General features: G+C 76.2%; 2 protein-coding genes. Both read right to left on the reverse strand.

Going from position 1 to position 20,306, the window contains the following annotated elements; genetic code table 11:
- Positions 1-2: 2 nt before the first annotated feature.
- The gene (locus Q0994_RS21285; RefSeq protein WP_299537456.1) at positions 3-10,775 is read right to left on the reverse strand and encodes a type I polyketide synthase; all 10,773 of its coding nucleotides are present in this window, start codon (positions 10,773-10,775) and stop codon (positions 3-5) included.
- Between the two features lie 29 nt (positions 10,776-10,804).
- Positions 10,805-20,299, reverse strand: coding sequence for a type I polyketide synthase (locus tag Q0994_RS21290; protein ID WP_299537457.1), 9,495 nt, complete (start codon positions 20,297-20,299; stop codon positions 10,805-10,807).
- Positions 20,300-20,306: the final 7 nt, after the last annotated feature.

Below are 20,306 nucleotides of genomic sequence, written 5' to 3' on the forward strand. Positions count from 1 at the left end.
CCCTAGGCCCCCAGCTCTTTGTCGATGAAGTCGAACATCGCGTCGTCGTCGGCCGTGTCGAGGCCGCTCGCCGCGGCCAGCAGTCCGGTGTCTCCCCCGGCCCCGGTGTCGTACCGGGCGAGCAGGGCGTTGAGCCGGGAAACAACGCGTGCTCGTGTCTCGTCGCCGGGTCCGGTGCGCGCGAGTACGGAGTCGAGCCGGTCGAGGTCGGTCAGCAGGTCCTGCGTGCCGCTCGCCGCGGAGTCGGCGGTGAGGCGTTCCAGCAGGTGGTCGGCCACCTTCAGTGAGGTGGGGTAGTCGAAGACGAGGGTGGTCGGCAGGCGCAGGCCGGTGGCGGTGGCGAGCCGGTTGCGGATCTCGACGGCGGTCAGCGAGCTGAAACCGAGTTCGGTGAAGCCGCGCTCGGGGTCGACGCTGTCCGACGAGGCGTGTCCGAGCACCGAGGCGGCGTGGAAGCGGACCAGGTCGAGAACGGTCTGGGCCCGTTCCGGGGCGTCGAGGGCGGCGAGCCGTGCGGTGAGGGCCGCCGCGCCCTGCCCGTCGCCGGCCGTCGCCCGCCGGGTCGTGGCGGGGACCAGGACGCGCAGCAGCGGGGGTACGGGGTCGGTGGCCGCCCGCGCCCGGAGGGCGGGGAGGTCGAGGTGGGTGGCGACGAGGTGGGCGCGGTCCGTGGCGAGGGCCGCGTCGAAGAGGGCGAGGCCGTCGGTGTCGGAGAGCGCCGTGCCCGCGCTGCCGGCCCTGGCGAGGTCGGCGCCGGCGAGGTGGGCGGTCATGCCGGTGGCGGTGGCCCAGAGGCCCCAGCCGATGGACCGGGCGGGCAGTCCGCGCGCCCGGCGCCGGGCGGCGAGGGCGTCCAGAACGGCGTTGGCGGCGGCGTAGTTCGCCTGGCCGGGGGTGCCGAAGGTGGCGGTGCCGGACGAGAAGAGTACGAACAGGGCCGCGTCGCCCACCAGTTCGTCCAGGTGCAGCGCCGCGTCGGACTTGGGGCGCAGTACGGCCGAGACCCGTTCGGGCGTCAGGGCGTCGAACACCCCGTCGTCGAGGACGCCGGCGGCGTGCACGACGCCGGTGACGCGCCGGCCGGCCAGCGCGGCGGCGACCGCGTCCCGGTCGGCGGCGTCGCAGGCGACGACGTCGGCGCGGGCGCCGAGTTTCGCCAGCTCGGCGACGAGGTCGCCGGCTCCCGGTGCGGCGGGGCCGGAGCGGCTGAGGAGGAGCAGTTCGGTGACGCCGTGGGTCTCGGCGAGGTGGCGGGCGAGCATCCCGCCGAGGACGCCGGTACCGCCGGTGATCAGTACGGTGCCCTCCCTCGCCTCCGGCGTGGTCCGCGGGTGGTCGGGCCTCCGGGTCCGGACCAGGCGCGGGACGAGCAGTGAGCCGCCGCGCAGCGCCGTCTCCGGTTCGTCGGCGGCGAGGGCGCCGGGGAGGGCGGTGAGGTCGCCGTCGGTGTCGATCAGCGTGATCCGGCCGGGATGTTCGGAGTGGGCGGACCTGAGCATTCCGCGGGCCGCGGCTCCCGGCAGGTCGAGGACGTCCTCGCCGTCGCGGACGGCGGCGGCCCCGCAGGTGAGCAGGGCGATCCGGGTGTCGGCGAGACGGTCGTCGGCGAGCAGGGTCCGGACGGCGGCCAGAACCTCGGCGGTCCTGCGGTGGACGGCGTCCGCCTCGTCCTCGGGGGCGGCCCCCGCCGAGAGCAGCACGACGTCCGGTACGGGCGTCCCGGCGTCGAGGGCGTCGGTGAACGCGCCGGGGTCGGCGTGCCAGTGGACGGCCGGCGTCTCGTCGGCGAGGTGGTCGGCGGCGCCGAGGAGGTCACCGCCGACGACGGCCCAGGACACGGGCTCGGGCCCCGCCGGGGCGGGCACCCAGTCGATGCCGTAGAGGGAGTCCCGTACGTCCCGGCCGACGGTGAGCTGATCCGCGGCGAGGGGGCGCAGCGCCAGCGACGCGACCTGGGCGACCGGGGCTCCGCCGGCGTCGGCGGCGTCGATGCGGACCGCTTCGCCGTCCGTGCCGTCGGCGCCGGTCCTGGTCAGCCGGACGCGGAGTTCGGTCGCCCCGGTCGCGTACGGGGTGACGCCGTGCCAGGAGAAGGGCACCCTCACCTCGTCGGTGCCGGGGAGGAGACCGCCGGCGCCGATGGCGTGCAGCGCGGCGTCGAGCAGGGCGGGGTGCAGCCCGAAACCGGCGGCGTCCTGGTGGGCGGACGGGTCGAGGGCGACCTCGGCGAAGACCTCGCCGTCGCGCTGCCACACGGCGCGCAGGCCCTGGAACGCGGGCCCGTAGGCGTAGCCGTTCTCGGCGGCAGCCCGGTAGAAGCCGGTGACGTCGACGGGGCGGGCGTCGCGCGGCGGCCAGAGGGCGAGTCCGGGGACCGGTTCGGCGGGGTCGGCGGGGCGTACGGTTCCGGTGGCGTGCCGGGTCCAGGCCGCGTCGTCGCCCTCGGGCCGGGAGTACACCGTGACGGGCCGGGTCCGGTCCTCCCCCGCCGAGTCCCCGACGACGACCTGGACGACGACGGCACGCTCGTCGGGCAGGATGAGCGGCGCCTCCAGGGTCAGTTCGTCCACACAGGGGCAGTCGGCGCCGGCCCCTGCCCGCGAGGCGAGTTCGACCAGTGCGGTCCCCGGCAGCAGCACGGTGCCGAGCAGGGCGTGGTCGGCGAGCCAGGGGTGGGTGGTGCGGGCGAGCCGGCCGGTGAGCAGGACGCCGTCGGTTCCGGCCACGGACACGGCGGCGCCGAGCAGCGGGTGGTCGGTCCGTCCGAGGCCGACGGCGGTCACGTCGGCGGGCAGCGCGTGGTTCTCCGGCCAGTAGCGCTCGCGCTGGAAGGGGTAGGTGGGCAGATCGACGGGGTGCCCGGTGCGGTCGTCCAGCAGGGTGCGCCAGTCGATGTCCACGCCGTGGACATGTGCCTCGGCGAGGGCGGTGAGCCAGCGCGGCCTGCCTCCCTCGTCGCGCCGCAGGGAGTGCAGCACGGCGTGCGAGCGGCCCGACGACTCCAGTGTCTCCTGGAGACCGACCGTGAGCACCGGGTGCGGGCTGGTCTCGACGAAGAGGGTGCGGCCGTCGTCCAGCAGGGCGCGGGTGGCGTCCTCGAAGCGGACCGGGTTGCGGAGGTTGTCGTACCAGTACGTGGCGTCCAGCACGGTCGCCGCGTCGAGACGCCCGCCGGTCACCGAGGAATAGAACGGGACCACCGGCGCGGTCGGCCGTACCGGGGCGAGGTCGGCGAGCAACTGCTCCCGCAGGCCCTCGACGTGCGCCGAGTGCGAGGCGTAGTCCACCGGGACCCGACGGGCACGTATCCCGTTCTCCGCGCAGTGCGCCACGATATCGGCGATGGCGTCCGCGTCACCCGACACCACCGTCGAGCCAGGTCCGTTGACCGCCGCGACCGACAACCCCGGCCACCGCAGCACCAGTGCACGCGCCTCGGACGCGGGGACGGCCAGCGACGCCATCCCACCCCGGCCCGCCAGCTCACGCGCGATCAGCCCCGACCGCAGCGCCACCACCCGCGCACCGTCCACCAACGACAACGCACCGGCCACCACCGCAGCCGCGATCTCACCCTGCGAGTGACCCACCACCGCCGCCGGGACCACACCCACCGAACGCCACAGCTCCGCCAGCGACACCATCACCGCCCACAGAACCGGCTGCACCACCTCCACCCGCTCCAGCTCAACACCGTCACCACGCACCACATCCAGCAACGCGAAGTCGGTGAACGGGGCCAACGCCGCCGCGCACTCCGCCATCCGCGCCGCGAACACCGGCTCGGCGTCCAGAAGTCCGGCGGCCATCCCCGCCCACTGCGACCCCTGGCCCGGGAACACGAACACCGCGCCACCACGACCCGCACCACCGGAACGGGTCACCAGACCGGGGGCGTCGCGGCCTTCCGCCAAGGCCCGCAGTCCCTCGTTGAAGCCGTCGGGGCCGGCGGCGAGCACCACTGCTCGGTACTCCAGCGCCGCCCGGCCGGTGGACAGCCGCCAGGCGACGTCCGCCGGGTCGGCGGACCCGGTGGCCGGCGCCAGCCGGGCCGCCAGAGCACGCAGCGCGTCGGCGCTGCCTGCGGACAGCACCCAGGGCAGGACCCGGCCGGGACCGTCGGGCGCGGGCCGGTCCGGCGCGGGGGTGTCGGGTGTCCGCCGGGGTGCGGGGGCGGCCTCCAGGACGACGTGGGCGTTGGTGCCGCTCACGCCGAAGGACGAGACCGCAGCGCGGCGCGGCCGGTCCATCTCGGGCCAGGGACGGGACTCGGTCAGCAGCTCGACGGCGCCCTCGGTCCAGTCCACCTGGGACGTGGGCTCGGCGACGTGCAGGGTGCGCGGCAGCACGCCGTGCCGCATCGCCTCCACCATCTTGATGACACCACCGACCCCTGCGGCGGCCTGGGCGTGGCCGATGTTGGACTTCAACGAGCCGAGCCACAGGGGCTCTTCACGGTCCTGCCCGTAGGTGGCGAGCAGCGCCTGCGCCTCGATCGGGTCACCGAGCTTGGTGCCGGTGCCGTGCGCCTCCACCGCGTCGACGTCGGAGGGGGTCAGTCCAGCCGAGGCCAGCGCCTCCCGGATGACGCGCTGCTGGGCGGGGCCGTTCGGGGCCGTCAGGCCGTTGGACGCGCCGTCCTGGTTGACCGCGCTCCCCCGCATCACCGCCAACACCTCGTGGCCGCGGGCCAGTGCGTCGGAGAGGCGTTCCACCAGCAGTACGCCGATGCCCTCGGCCCAGCCGGTGCCGTCGGCGTCCGAGGAGAAGGACCGGCACCGGCCGTCGGAGGCGAGTCCCCGCTGGCGGCTGAAGTCGATGAAGACGGCGGGGGTGGACAGGACGGTGACGCCCCCCGCGAGCGCGAGGTCGCATTCGCCGTTGCGCAGCGACTGTGCCGCCAGGTGCAGCGCGACCAGCGACGAGGAGCAGGCGGTGTCGACCGTCATGGCCGGGCCTTCCAGCCCGAAGGTGTAGGAGACGCGCCCGGCCAGGACGCTGCCGGAGGTTCCGGTGCCGAGGTAGCCCTCGACGCCCTCCGGCAGCACGGTCATGGTGGCGGCGTAGTCGTGGTACATCAGGCCGGCGAAGACTCCGGTGCGGCTGCCGCGCAGCGAGGTCGGGTCCAGGCCGGCGCGTTCGAAGGTCTCCCAGGCGGCCTCCAGCATCATCCGTTGCTGGGGGTCCATGGCGAGCGCCTCGCGGGGCGAGATCCCGAAGAGCTGCGGGTCAAAACGGTCGGCGTCGTGGACGAAGCCGCCCTCGACGACGTAGGAGGTGCCGGAGCTGTCGGGGTCGGGGTCGTAGAGGGCTTCGGCGTCCCAGCCCCGGTTGGCGGGGAAGGGGGTGATGGCGTCGGTGCCCGACATGACGAGTCGCCAGAGGTCGTCGGGGCTGTTGACGTCGCCGGGGTAGCGGCAGCTCATGGCGACGATGGCGATGGGTTCGTCGGTGGCGGCCCGGCGGGGCGTCGCGGCGGGTGCGGGCGCGGTCCTCTCGCCGGTGAGGCGGGGCAGCAGGTGGGTGACGAGGTCGCGGGGCGAGGGGTGGTCGAAGACGAGGGTGGCGGGCAGCCGGATGCCGGTCAGCGCGCCGAGCCGGTTGCGCAGTTCGACGGCGGTGAGGGAGTCGAAGCCGAGGTCCTTGAAGGGGCGGTGGTCCTCGATGGCGCCGGTGTCGCCGTGGCCGAGCACGGCGGCGACCTCGGCGCGTACCAGTTCGGCCAGGGCGTCCGTGCGTTCCGGCTCGCCGAGGGCGGCGAGCCGGTCGCCCAGGGAGGAGAGCGGTCGTCCGGACGCCGGGGCGGCGCTCGCGAGGGCGCGGGCGGTCCGGGTGACCAGGGCGCGGAGCAGCGGGGGCGCGGCGGCGGCCGGGTCGCGGTCGAGCAGGGTCCGCATCCCCGGCAGGTCCATGCGCAGGGCGACCAGGTGGGGGGTGTCGCCCGCGCGGGCCGCGTCGAAGAGGGCGAGGGCCTCGGGGGTGGCGAGCGCGGCCCCGGACCGGGTGATCCTGGCGCGCTCGTTTTCGTCCAGTCCGGCGGTGATGCCGCTGGCCTCGGCCCACAGGCCCCAGCCGACGGAGACCGCTCCGGGGCGGCGGTGGGCGACGGCGTCGAGGACGGCGTTGGCCGCCGCGTAGTTGGCCTGGCCGGCGGAGCCGAAGGTGGCCGCCGCGGAGGAGAACAGGACGAACAGGCCGACGTCGCCGACGAGGGCGTCCAGGTGGAGGGCGGAGACGGCCTTGGCGTCGAGCACCGTGTCGAGCCGGTCCGCAGTGAGGGCGGTGACCGTGCCGTCGTCGACGACGCCGGCGGCGTGCACCACCCCGGTGAGCGGGCGGTCGGCGGCAATCGCGTCCAGTACGGCGGCCAGCGCGTCGCGGTCGGAGGTGTCGCAGGCGACGACGTCGGCATGCGCGCCGAGGGCGGCCAGTTCGGTGACCAGTTCGGCGGCGCCGGGTGCGTCGGGGCCGCGCCGGCCGACCAGCAGCAGGTGGCGGACCCCGTGCCGGGCCGCCATGTGGCGGGCGACGAGGGAGCCGAGGACGCCGGTGCCGCCGGTGATCAGTACGGTGCCGTCGGCGGGCGGGGCGGGCGGGGCGCCGGGCGGTACGGCACGGGTCAGCCGGGGTGCGTACAGGCGGTCGGCGCGCAGGGCGAGTTCCGGCTCGTCGGCGGGGAGGGCGACGGCGGGCAGGGGCCGGTCGGTCCCGGGGCCGGTCGCATGGGGGCCGGTCGCGTCGGGGTCCAGGTCGAGGAGGACGAAGCGGTCGGGGTGTTCGGTCTGCGCGGAGTGCACGAGGCCCCGGACGGCTGCCGCCGCCGGGTCCACGGCGGTGTTCCCGGCGGGCGTGGCGCCCCGGGTGAGGACGACGAGGCGGGAGTCGGCGAAGCGGTCGTCGGCGAGCCATGCCTGCGTCCAGGCCAGTGCGCGGTGCGCGGCGGCCCGGACGGCCTCGGCTTCGTCCCGGTGGGTGTCGGCCGGGCCGGCGGACACCTGCACCGCGACGTGTGCGGGCGGCGCGGGGAGTTCGGCGAGCGCGGCGAGGTCGCCGGGATCGCGGACGAGGGTCCAGCCGGTGGGTTCGCGGTCCCCGGCGGGCAGCGCGGTCCAGTCGACGCGGAACAGGGTGTCGCGGGGCACCGCGCCGGCGGAGGGCGCGGCGGGGCGGAGTACGAGGCGTTCGACGGTGGCGACGGGGCGCCCCGCCGGGTCGGCGAGGGTGACGGAGACGGCGTCGGTGCCGGCGCGGGCGAGCCGCACCCGCAGCGCGGTGGCGTCGGCGGCGTGCAGGGTGACGCCGGACCAGCTGAACGGTAGGCGTACGGGAGCGGGGTGCGCGGCGCCTGTTCCGGTCCCTGTCGCCTCGGTCGCCTCGGCGGGGAGGAGGCCGCCGAAGGCCGCGGCGTGCAGGGCGGCGTCGAACAGCGCGGGGTGGAGGCCGAAGCCGGTCGCGGCGGTTCCGGCGGCCGGGGCCGCAGGCAGGGCGACCTCGGCGTACACCTCGCCGTCGGCGCCGAGCCAGGCGGCGGTGAGGCCGCGGAAGGCGGGGCCGTAGTCGAGTCCGGCGGAGGCGGCGGCGTCGTAGAAGCCGTCGACGGGGACCGGGCGGGCGTGCGGGGGCGGCCAGGTGGCGAGCCGGTCGTCCTCGGGCGCGTCGCCGGGCGCCGGGCGGAGCACGCCGGTGGCGTGCCGGGTCCAGCCGGCCGCGGGGTCCGGGTCCGCGTCGTCGGGGCCCACGTACACCGCGATGCCGCGCCGGGGGTCGGGGCCGGCGTCGGGGGCGTCCACCTCGATCTGGACGCGGACGCCGCCGCGGGCGGGCAGGACCAGCGGGGTGTCCAGGGTCAGTTCGTCCAGCACGGGGCAGCCGGCCTGCTCGCCCGCGTGCAGGGCGAGTTCGACCAGTGCGGTGCCGGGGACCAGGATCTCGCCGCCGACCCGGTGGTCGCCGAGCCAGGGATGGGTGGTGCGGGAGAGCCGGCCGGTGAGGACCAGGGCGCCGTCGCCGACGACGGAGACGGCTGCGCCGAGCATCGGGTGCCCGGCTCCGCGCAGCCCGGCCGCGCCGAGGTCGGTCGCGGCGACGGGGGTGGGCCAGTACCGGTCGCGCTGGAAGGCGTAGGTGGGCAGGTCGAGCCGGCGGGGCGACCACGGTGCGAGGACGGCGGCCCAGTCCAGGTCGAGGCCGGTGACGTGGAGCCGGGCGGCGGCGCGCAGCAGGGTGTCCACCTGGTCGCGTCCGGCGCGCTGCAGCGGGACGGCGGTCTCCGCCACGAGTGCGGACAGGACGCTGTCGGGGCCGAGTTCGACGTGCCGGGTGACCCCTCGGCCGCGCAGTTCCCCGGCCGCGTCGGCGAACCGTACGGTGGCGCGGATCTGCTGGACCCAGTGGTCGGGGGTCGCGGGGCCGCTGTCGGCGGCGACCGTCGACACGAAGGGGATGACGGGCGCCCGGTAGGTGAGACCGGCGGCGACGGCGGCGAAGTCGGCGAGCATCGGTTCCATCAGGTGCGAGTGGAACGCGTGCGAGACGGTCAGCCGCTTGACCTTGCGGCCCTCGGCGCGCAGCCGGGCCTCCAGGGCGGAGACCGCCGGTTCCTCTCCGGAGACGGTGATCGAGGCGGGTCCGTTGACGGCCGCGAGGTCCACCCCGTCCGGGAGGTCCACCTCGTCCTCGGCCGCCTCGACCGCCAGCATCGCGCCGCCTGCGGGCAGCGCCTCCATCAGCCGGCCGCGGGCCGCCACCAGGACGCAGGCGTCCTCCAACGACAGGATGCCCGCCACGTGGGCGGCGGCGAGTTCGCCGACGGAGTGCCCGGCGACGGCGTCGGCGCGTACGCCCCACGACTCGATCAGCCGGAAGAGGGCGACCTCCAGGGAGAACAGGGCGGGCTGGGTGTACGCCGTGCGGTCGAGCCCTTCGGCGTCGCCGAAGACGACGTCGCGCAGCGGGCGTTCGAGCGGGATCGCGGCGCATACCGCGTCGAACGCGTCCCGGTAGACGGGGTAGGTGTCGTACAGCTCCTTGCCCATGCCCGGGTACTGGGCGCCCTGCCCGGTGAAGAGGAAGGCCGTCTGACCGGGGCGGACCGTGCCGGTGAGGACGGTGGGTGGGGCGGTGGAGGCGGCGAGGGAGTCCAGGGCGGCGAGGACGTCGTCGGGGGACGCGGCAAGGACGACGGCGCGGTGTTCGTGGGACTGGCGGGTGGTGGCGAGGGAGAAGCCGAGGTCGACGGCGTCCGCGGGGGCGACCGGGTCGGCGGCGAGGAACGCGCGCAGGCGCGCCGCCTGGGCGGCGAGGGCGGCGGCGGAGCGGCCGGAGACCGGCAGCGGCACGGTGGCGGGAGCGGGGCGGCGCGGGGCGGCGGGCTCGTCCGGGTCGGCGGCCGGGGGTTCCTCGATGATGACGTGGGCGTTGGTGCCGCTGATGCCGAAGGAGGAGACGGCGGCGCGCCGGGGCCGGTCGCCGGGCTCCCAGGGGCGGGCCTCGGTGAGCAGGGTGATCTGTCCGGAGGCCCAGTCGACGTGCGGCGTCGGCTCGTCGGCGTGCAGGGTGCGGGGCAGCACGCGGTGCCGCATCGCCAGCACCATCTTGATCACGCCGGCGACCCCGGACGCGGACTGGGTGTGCCCGATGTTCGACTTGAGGGAGCCGAGCCACAGGGGCCGGTCGCGGTTGCGGCCGTAGGTGTCGAGCAGGGCGCGTGCTTCGATGGGGTCGCCGAGGGTGGTGCCGGTGCCGTGCGCCTCGACCGCGTCGATCTGCTCGGGCGAGAGGCGGGCGCCGGCCAGGGCGGCGCGGATGACGCGCTGCTGGGCGGGGCCGCTGGGGGCGGTGAGACCGTTGGACGCACCGTCCTGGTTGACCGCGCTCCCCCGGACCAGGGCGAGGACGGGGTGTCCGGCGCGGCGGGCGTCACTGAGCCGTTCGACCAGGAGCATCACGACGCCCTCGGCCATGCCCATGCCGTCCGCGTCGGCGGAGAACGCCTTGCAGCGTCCGTCGGAGGCGAGGCCGCGCTGGCGGTTGAACTCGTGGAAACCGGCGGGGTGCGGCATGACGGTGACGCCGCCGACGAAGGCGGCCGAGCAGTCGCCGTCGGTGAGGGCGCGGGAGGCGAGGTGGAGTGCGGTCAGCGAGGAGGAGCAGGCGGTGTCGACGCTGACGGCGGGGCCTTCGAGGCCGAGGGTGTAGGCGATGCGCCCGGACACCACGGAGGTGGCGCCGCCGGTGAGCTGGTAGCCCTCGGAGCCGGCCATGCCGTCGGTCGCGCCGTAGCCCTGGCCGTTGGTGCCGATGAAGACGCCGGTGCGGGAGCCGCGCAGGGTCTTCGGGTGGATGCCGGCCCGTTCGGTGGCCTCCCAGGCGGCTTCCAGGATCAGCCGCTGCTGCGGGTCCATGGCGAGCGCTTCGCGGGGGTTGATGCCGAAGAAGGCCGGGTCGAAGAGTCCGGCGTCGTGCAGGAAGCCGCCCTGGGCGGCCCGCAGGGACTCGCCGCCGTCGGCGCCCGGCAGGCCCCCCTCGCCCCAGCCCCGGTCGTCGGGGAAGGGGGTGATGGCGTCGCCGCCCTCCATGAGCAGGCGCCACAGGTCCTCGGGCGAGCGGACGCCGCCGGGCAGGGTGCAGGCCATCGAGACGATGGCCATCGGCTCCGGCTCGGCGGACTCGGCCTCACGCAGCCGCCGCCGGGTGTCGTGCAGTTCGGCGATCACCCGGCCGAGGTAGTCGCGGAGCTTGCGCTCGGTGGGGTTCTTGCTCGCTTCGGCGGTCATCTTGTTCTCCGACGGGGTCCTTGAGGCAGTCACTTCAGTCCCAGATCCCTGTCCACCAGATCGAACAGTTCGTCGTCCGACGCGAACTCCAGGCGGTCGGCGAGGCCGTCCTTCCCGGAGGTCGCGTCCGTGGTGCGCTGCGCGGCGAGCAGCGATTCCAGCCGCATCACGATGCGTACCCGGTCGAGGTCGTCGTCGGCGCGGCGGGCCAACGCCGCTTCGAGGCGGTCGAGTTCGTCCATCGACGGGAGGTCGTCGCCGGTGTCCTCGGGCAGCAGCAGCGACAGCAGGTGTGCCGCCAGCGCGGCCGGGTTCGGCACGTCGAAGACGAGGGTGGTCGGCAGGGTCAGGCCGGTGGCGGCGGCGATCCGGTTGCGCAGCGAGACGGCGGAGAGCGAGTCGAATCCGACGTCGCGGAACGCCCGGTCCTCCTCGATCTCCTCGGGTCCGGCGTGGCCGAGGACGACGGCGGCGTGGGTGCGTACGAGTTCGAGCACGGCCCGTTCGCGTTCGCCGGGCGAGAGTCCGGTGAGCACGGTCAGGAAGCCGTCCTCGGCTTCGGGGTCGGGGGCTTCCTCCGCGGGGTCCTCGGCGGGCCGCAGGGCGCGTACCTCGGGGAGTTCGCGCAGCAGCGGGCTGGGGCGGAGCGAGGTGAAGGCGGGGACGAAGCGTTCCCAGTCGACCTCGGCGGCGGCGACGAACGCGTCGCGGTGGTCGAGTGCCTGGCGCAGGGCGGTCATGGCGGGTTCGGGGGAGATCAGCGGGACCCCGCGGCGCAGCATCGGTTCGACGGCGGCGAGTTCGACCATGCCGCCGCCGTCCCAGGGGCCCCAGGCGATCGAGGTCATGGGGACGCCGTCGCGTGCGCGGTTCTCGGCGAGGGCGTCGAGGTAGGCGTTGCCGGCGGCGTATCCGCCGTGCCGGCCGACGCCCCAGACGCCGGAGATGGAGGAGAAGTGGACGACGGCGTCGAGCTGTGCGGGGTCGAGGAGCGCGTCGAGGTGGCGGGCTCCGGCGACCTTGCCGCCGGTGAGGCGGGCGAGGTCGGTGACGGTGGTTTCGGCGAGCGGGGCGAGGGTGCCCGTGCCGGCGGTGTGCATGACGGCGCGGACGGCGGTGCCGTCGTCGGCGAGGCCGGTGAGGAGGCGGGCGACGTCGTCGCGGTCCTCCAGATCGCAGGCGGCGACGGTGACGCGGGCGCCGAGAGCGGTGAGTTCGTCGGTGAGCGCGCGGACGCCGGGGGCGGTGGGGCCGCGCCTGCTGGTGAGGACGAGGTGTTCGGCGCCTTCGGCGGCGAGCCAGCGTGAGACGTGGCCGCCGATGGCGCCGGTGCCGCCGGTGACGAGCACCGCGCCGGTGGGGCGCCAGCCGTGCGCGGTGGGGCCGGTGCCGTCGCCGGTGCCGGCGTGCAGCAGCCGGCGGCCGTACACGCCGTCGGCGCGGACGGCGATCTGGTCCTCGCCGTCGGTGCGGGCGAGGGCCCCGGCGAGGCGGGCGGGCAGGTGGGGGTCGTCGGCGTCGTCGGCCGGAAGGTCGATCAGGCCGCCCCAGTGGCGCGGGTGTTCGAGCGCGGCGACCCGGCCGAGGCCCCAGGTCTGGGCCTGTTCGGGGTCGGCGGGGACCTCGTCGTCGCCGACGCCGACGGCGCCGCGGGTGAGGGCCCACAGCGGGCCGGTGTCGAGGGCGACGACGGCGTGCAGCAGGGACAGGGTCCCGGCCAGTCCGGCGGTGAGGGCGGGGTGGCCGGGGTGCGGTGCGGTGTCCAGGGCGAGCAGCGAGAGGATGCCGCCGAGGGGTTCGCCGGGGTTCACGAGGTCGCGGAGCAGGTCGGTGAGATCGTCGCCGTCGGTGGTGGCGGGGTCGACGACGAGGACGTCGAGGTCGGCGTGGCGTTCGGCGAGCAGGGTCTCGCAGAGGGCGGCGGTCGGTCCGCCGGCGGCGGACGCGGGCAGGATCAGCAGGCGGCGTCCCGGCAGGGTGGCGGCGGGCAGTTCGGTCAGCGCGGACCAGGCGACGCGGTAGCGCCAGGCGTCGACGGCGTCCTCCTCGCGTGCCGCCCGGTGCCAGGCGGACAGGCGCGGCAGGAGGGGTTCGAGGGCGGCCGGGTCGATGGCGGTGACCCCGGCGAGGGCCTCGGCGTCGTGGTCGTCGACGGCGGCCCAGAACCGGCTTTCGGTGGGCGAGGCGTGGCCGGCCGGTTCGGGGTGTCCGGCGTCGGCGGGGGTGGGCCAGTAACGCTTGTGCTGGAAGGGGTAGGTCGGCAGGTCCACGAGGTGGGCGCCGGGGACCGCTTCGAGGGCGGGCCGCCAGTCGACGGGGACGCCGAGGACCCATGCCTCGGCGAGGCCCGTGAGCAGGCGGGCGGGGCCGCCGTCGTCGCGGTGCAGGGTGCCGATCGCGGTGACGGGGCGCTCTTCGCGGGCGGCGGTCTCCTGGACGGCGGTGGTGAGCACCGGGTGCGGGCCGATCTCGATGAACAGGGTGTGGCCGTCGCGCAGGAGGGCGGTGGTGGCTTCCTCGAAGCGGACGGTCCGGCGGAGGTTGGTGTACCAGTAGCCGGCGTCGGCCTCCCGGGTGTCGAGGAGGTCGCCGGTGACGGAGGAGTAGAACGGGACGTCGGCGGTGCGGGAGGTGACGGCGGCGGTGTCGAGGGCGGCGGTGACCGCGTCGCGGATGGTCTCCATCTGGGCGGAGTGCGAGGCGTAGTCGACGGGCAGCCGGCGGGTGCGTACGCCCGCTTCGGTGAGTTCGGCGGTCAGTTCGTCCAGCGCCTCGGGTTCGCCGGACAGCACGACGGAGCCGGGGCCGTTGACGGCGGCGACGGAGATCCGGTCGGCGTGGCCGGTCAGGCGTTCCTCGGCGTCGGCGAGCGGCAGCGCGACGGAGAGCATGCCGCCGCGGCCGGCGACCCTGGTGAGGGCGCTGGAGCGCAGGGCCACCACGGCGGCGCCGTCGGCGAGGGTGAGGGCGCCGGCGACGCAGGCCGCGGCGATCTCGCCCTGGCTGTGCCCGACGACCGCCGAGGGGGTGACCCCGTGGGCGCGCCACACCTCGGCGAGGGAGACCATGACGGCCCAGAGCAGCGGTTGTACGACGTCGACGGCGTCGAGGGAGGGTGCGCCGGGGGCGGCGCGCAGCACCTGTTCGGGTGCGAAGTCGATGTGCGGGGCGAGGGCGTGCGCGCAGGCGTCGAAGCGGGCCCGGAAGACGGGTGAGGCGTCGAGGAGTTCGACGGCCATGCCGGCCCACTGGGTGCCCTGGCCGGGGAAGACGAAGGCGACCTTGGGGGTGGTCTCCCGGCCGGTGACGAGGGCGGGGTGGGGGGCGCCGTCGGCGAGTGCGCCGAGGGCGTCGAGCAGCCGGTCCCGGTCGGCGGCGACGGCGACCGCCCGGTTCTCGAAGGGGGCGCGGGCGGTGGCCAGGGTGTGGGCGGTGTCGGCGGGCGAGGTGCCGGGTTCGGTGCGCAGGTGGCCGAGGAGCGCCGCGGCCTGTGCGGCGAGGGCGTGCGGGCCGCGGGCGGACAGCACGAACGGCAGCGGGACGCCCGGGGCGGGGGTGGGGGCGGTGGTGTCGCCGGTGTCGTCGGGGTCGGGGGCTTCCAGGATGACGTGGCTGTTGGTGCCGCTGGCACCGAACGACGACACTCCGGCGCGGCGCGGGCGGCCGGTCTCGGGCCAGGGGCGGGCCTCGGTGAGGAGGGCGACGTGTCCGGCGGTCCAGTCGACCTTGGTGCTGGGCCCGTCGACGTGCAGGGTCTTCGGCAGGACGCCGTGGCGCATGGCCAGGACCATCTTGATGACGCCGGCGATGCCGGAGGCGGCCTGGGTGTGGCTGATGTTGGACTTCACGGAGCCGGTCCACAGCGGCTCGTCGCGGTCCTGGCCGTACGCGGCGAGCAGCGCCTGGGCCTCGATGGGGTCGCCGAGGGTGGTGCCGGTGCCGTGCGCCTCGACGGCGTCGATGTCGGCGGGGGCGAGCCGGGCGTCGGCGAGGGCGGAGCGGATCACGCGTTGCTGGGCGGGGCCGCTGGGGGCGGTGAGTCCGTTGGACGCGCCGTCCTGGTTGACGGCGGAGCCGCGCAGCACGGCGAGGACGCGGTGTCCGTTGCGGCGGGCGTCGGAGAGGCGTTCCAGCAGCAGGACGCCGGCGCCTTCTCCCCAGCCGGTGCCGTCGGCGGTCTCGGAGAACGCCTTGCAGCGGCCGTCGGCGGCCAGGCCGCTGAGCTTGCTGAACTCGACGAAGGGGCCGGGTGTCGACATGACGGAGACGCCGGCGGCGAGGGCGAGCGAGCATTCGCCGCCGCGCAGCGACCTGGCGGCGAGGTGGGTGGCGACCAGGCCGGAGGAGCAGGCGGTGTCGACGGTGACGGCGGGCCCTTCGAGGCCGAGGGTGTAGGAGATCCGGCCGGACAGGACGCTCGCGGTGGTGCCGGCGGTGAGGTGTCCTTCGACGCTCTCGCCGGAGCCGAGCAGCAGGTAGCCGTAGTCCTGGCCGTTGGTGCCGACGAAGACGCCGGTGTCGCTGCCGCGCAGTGCGGTGGGGGCGATTCCGGCGCGTTCCACCGCCTCCCACGAGGTCTCCAGCAGCAGGCGCTGCTGGGGGTCGGTGGTGGTGGCCTCGCGGGGTGAGAGGTGGAAGACCGCGGGGTCGAAGTCGGCGACGTCGTAGAGGAATCCGCCGCGGCGGACGTCGCTGGCGCCTTCCTCGGTGTCGTCGAAGAGGGTGTCGAGGTTCCAGTCGCGGTCGGTGGGGAACGTGGAGACGGCGTCGGTGCCCTCGGCGAGCAGCCGCCAGAAGTCCTCGGGGGTGCGGACGCCGCCGGGGAAGCGGCAGCCGATGCCGATGACGGCGACCGGTTCGTCGGCGGGGTCGGAGGGCCGGGCCGGGCCGGGGGCGGGCGTCGGTTCGGGAGCGGTCGCGGGCAGCAGGTGGGCGGCGAGGTGGGCGCCCAGCGCGGCGGGCGTCGGGTGGTCGAAGACCAGGCCGGCGGGGAGGCCGAGGCCGGTGAGCAGGGTGAGCCGGTCGCGGAGTTCGACGGCGGTGAGGGAGTCCACGCCGAGGTCGCGGAAGGCGGTGCGGGCGCCGACGGCGTCCGCACCGGCATGCCCGAGCACGGCGGCGGCCTCTTCGCGCACCAGGTCGGCGAGGTGCCCGGCACGGTCCGCCGGGGGCAGCGCGGAGAGTCTTCCGGCCCATCGGGCGCGCAGGGCGGCCGGGTCGGCGGCGGGGTGCGCGGTGGCGGTGTCGTCGGCGTCCGCGAGTTCGTCGAAGAGCCTGCTGCGGCGGGCCACCCGGAAGGCGGGGGCGAAGCGGCGCCAGTCGACGTCGGCGACGACCGACGCCGTCGCGTCCTGGTCGAGGGCGACGGCGAGAGCGTCGAGGGCGAGGCCGGGGTCCATCGCGGCCAGTCCCCGGCGGGCCAAGTGGGCTCGTACACCGTCGCGTTGGGCCATTCCCGCGCCGTCCCAGGGGCCCCAGGCCACCGAGGTGGCGGGCAGGCCGCGGGCGCGGCGGTGGTCGGCGAGGGCGTCGAGGTAGGCGTTGGCGGCGGCGTAGGCGGCCTGGCCGGCTCCGCCCCAGACGCCGGCGACGGAGGAGAAGAGGACGAACCGGTCGATGTCGCCGGCCGCGGGGAGCAGTGCGTCGAGGACGGCGGCGCCGCGGACCTTCGCGTCGAGGACGGCGGCGAACTCGTCGGGGTCGGTGTCCGCGAGTGCGGCGTCCTCGCTGATTCCGGCGGCGTGCACGACGGTGCGTACGGCGTGTTCGGCGAGGAGGGCGGCCAGGGCGTCCGGGTCGGTGACGTCGGCGGCGGCGACGGTGACGCGGGTGGCGGGGGCCAGTTCGGCGGCGAGGGCGGCGGTGCCGGCGTCGGCGCCGCGCCGGCCGACGAGGACGACGTGGGCGGCGCCCAGGCGGGAGAGTCTCCGGGCGACTTCGGCGCCGAGCGCGCCGGTGCCGCCGGTGACGAGGACGGGGCCGTCCGGGCGCCACGGCTGCGCCCCGGCGGTGGCGGGGGCGGGTTCGGCGCGGACGATCCGGCGGGCGAAGGCGCCGGAGGCGCGCACCGCGATCTGGTCCTCGTCGGTGACGCCGGTCAGGACGGAGAAGAGGGCGGCGGCGGATCCGTCGTCGAGGGTGGCCGGGAGGTCGACGAGTCCGCCCCAGCGGGTGGGCGCTTCCAGTGCGGCGACCCGCCCGGTCCCCCACACCAGTGCCTGGCGGGGGGCGGTGACCCGGTCGGTGCGGCCGGCGGCGACGGCGCCGCTGGTGAGGGCCCAGAGCGGCGCGCCGGTCTCGGCGTCGCCGAGCGCCTGGACGAGCAGCAGGGTGGTGGTGAGGCCGCAGGTCAGGGCGGGGTGGCGGGGGTCCGGTGTGTCGTCGAGCCCGAGGAGGGACACCACTGCGGTGAGCGGGCCCGTTTCGTCGGCGGCGTCGGCGAGGCGTTCGGCGAGTGTCCACCGCTCGGCGTCGGCCGGGTCGACGGCGAGTTCGGTGATCCGGGCGCCCCGGTCGCGCAGGGTGCGCAGGACGGCCGTGGCGAGTGGCCGGTCGGTGGGGCCGGCCGGCAGCACCGCCAGCCAGTTGCCCGGCCGGGGGGCGGGGGCGGGGGTGGTCAGCGGACGCCATGCGGTGCGGTAGCGCCAGGAGTCGACGCGTCCGCGGTCCAGGCGGTGGCGTCGCCAGGTGGTCAGCGCGGGCAGGACGGCGTCGACGGACCCGGGGCCGGGCAGGCCGAGCGTGTCGGCGACGGCATCGGCGTCGGCCCGGTCCACCGCGTCCCAGAACCGGGCCTCCCCCGGGTCGATGGCGCCGGACGCCGCCGCGGTGGGGGCGGCTCTCTCCACCCAGTACCGGTCGCGCCGGAACGCGTACGTGGGCAGCGCCACCCGCTCGCCGCCCCAGGTGTCGAACACGGCGCGCCAGTCGACGTCGGTGCCGGTGGTGTGCGCGGCGGCGAGCGCGGCGAGCAGGGTCGCGGGCTCGGGGCGGTCGCGGCGCAGGGTGGGCGCGACGGTGGCCCCGGTGCCGGGGAGGCAGTCGCGGGCGGCGGCGCAGAGGGTGCCGTCGGGGCCGAGTTCGACGAGGGTGCCGACCCGCTGGTCGCGGAGGCGGGCGACGGCGTCGGCGAAGCGGACCGGTTCGCGGATCTGGCGTACCCAGTACGCGGCGGTGGCGGGGTCGCCGGACGCCGTGGGGACGAGGGGGACGGAGGGGGCGTGGTAGGTCAGCGACTCGGCGACGCGGGCGAACGCGGCCAGCATCGGTTCCATCAGGTGGGAGTGGAACGCGCGCGTGACGGTGAGGCGTTTGACCTTGCGGCCTTCGTCCCGCAGCCGCCTCTCCAGCGCGACGATCGCGGCCTCGTCGCCGGAGACGGTGAGCGCGGCCGGGCCGTTGACGGCGGCGAGTGCGACGCCGTCCGGCAGGTCGAGCGCGTCCTCGGTCGCGGCGACGGCGAGCATCGCGCCGCCCGGGGGCAGGGCCTCCATCAGCCGGCCGCGCGCCGCCACCAGCCGGCAGGCGTCGTCCAGGGTGAGGATGCCGGCCGCGTGGGCGGCGGCCAGCTCGCCGACGGAGTGGCCGACCAGGTGGCCGGGGGTGACGCCCCAGGACTCCAGCAGCCGGAACAGGGCCACTTCGAGGGCGAACAGTCCGGCCTGGGTGTACGAGGTCCGGTTCAGGGCGTCGGCGTCGCCGTGCACGACGGCGCGCAGCGGCCGGTCGAGTTCCGGGTCGAGGCGGGCGCAGACCGCGTCGAAGGCGGCGGCGAACACCGGGAAGGCGTCGTACAGTTCGCGTCCCATGCCGGCCCGCTGGGTGCCCTGTCCGGCGAACAGCAGGGCGGTTCCGGAGTCGTCGGCGCTGCCGCGGACGACTCCGGCGGGGGCGCGGCCGGCGGCGAGGGCGGTGAGGCCGTCGGTCAGCGCCTCGCAGTCGCCGGCCAGCACGACGGCGCGGTGCTCCAGCGGGGACCGTGCGGTGGCGAGGGTGCGGCCGATGTCGAGGAGGGCGGTCCCCGGGCGGGTGTCGAGGTCCCCCAGCAGCCGGGCGGCCTGCGTGGCGAGCGCCTCGGCGGTGCGGCCGGACAGCAGGACCGGCACGGCGACGGGCAGGGCCGCCGCGGGGGCTTCCCTCCCGCTCGGTGTTTCCTGTGCCTCGGGGGCTTCGGGGGCTTCGGTCAGGATGACGTGGGCGTTGGTGCCGCTCATGCCGAAGGAGGACACCCCGGCGCGGCGCGGCCGTCCGCCGCGCGGCCACGGCTGTTCCTCGACCAGCAGGCGTACGTCCCCGGCCGACCAGTCGATGTGCGGGGAGGGTGTGCGGGCGTGCAGGGTGCGGGGCAGGACGCCGTGGCGCAGTGCCTCGATCGTCTTGATGACGCCCGCCATGCCTGCGGCGGCCTGGCTGTGGCCGATGTTGGCCTTCACCGAGCCGAGCCACAGGGGCTTCTCGCGGTTCTGTCCGTAGGTGGCGATGAGCGCCTGGGCCTCGATGGGGTCGCCGAGGCGGGTGCCGGTGCCGTGGGCCTCGACGGCGTCCACGTCCGAGGGGGCGAGGCGGGCGGCGGCGAGCGCGGCGCGGATGACGGCGCGCTGGGCGCGGGCGCTCGGGGCGGTGAGGCCGTTGGAGGCCCCGTCGGAGTTGACGGCCGATCCGCTGACGACGGCGAGCACGTCGTGGCCGTGGGCGCGGGCGTCGCTGAGGCGTTCCAGCAGGACGACGCCGGCGCCCTCGGCCCAGCCGGTGCCGTCGGCGTCGGCTCCGAACGCCTTGCAGCGCCCGTCGGGGGCGAGCCCGCCGTGTTTGCCGAACTCGCTGAAGACGCCGAGGCCGGCGATGACGCTGACGCCGGCGGCCACCGCCAGGTCGCATTCGCCGCCGCCGAGGGCGTGCGCCGCCTGGTGCAGGGCGACGAGCGAGGAGGAGCAGGCGGTGTCGACGGTGACCGCGGGACCTTCGAGCCCGAAGGTGTAGGCGACCCGGCCGGAGACGATGCTGCCGGCGATGCCGGTCATCAGATGTCCCTCGGCGCCCTCGGGGAGGGTCGCGCCGGCTCCGTAGTCGGAGGATCCGGCGCCGACGAAGACGCCGGTGCGGGAACCGCGCAGGGACAGCGGCGGGATGCCGGACCGTTCGAACGCCTCCCAGACCGTTTCCAGCAGCAGGCGCTGCTGGGGGTCCATGGTGAGCGCTTCGCGGGGGCTGATCCCGAACAGGGCGGCGTCGAAGCGGTCGGCCTCGGCGAGGAAGCCGCCGCGCAGTGCCGGTGTCCCGTCCTGGTCGGGCAGCGGCCCCCAGCCGCGGGCGAGGGGGAGTTCACCGATGGCGTCCCGGCCCTCCCGGACGAGCCGCCACAGCCCGTCGGGGTCGTCCGCGCCGCCGGGGTAGTGGCAGGCGGTGCCGATGACGGCGATCGGTTCGGGTGCGCGTTCCTCCGCCTCGTGCAGGCGCTGCCGGGTCTCGGCGAGGTCGGCGGTGACGCGCTTGAGGTACTGGAGGAGCTTCTCTTCGTTCGTCATGCCCGAC

The sequence above is a fragment of the uncultured Streptomyces sp. genome (assembly GCF_947488945.1).
Lineage (GTDB): Bacteria > Actinomycetota > Actinomycetes > Streptomycetales > Streptomycetaceae > Streptomyces.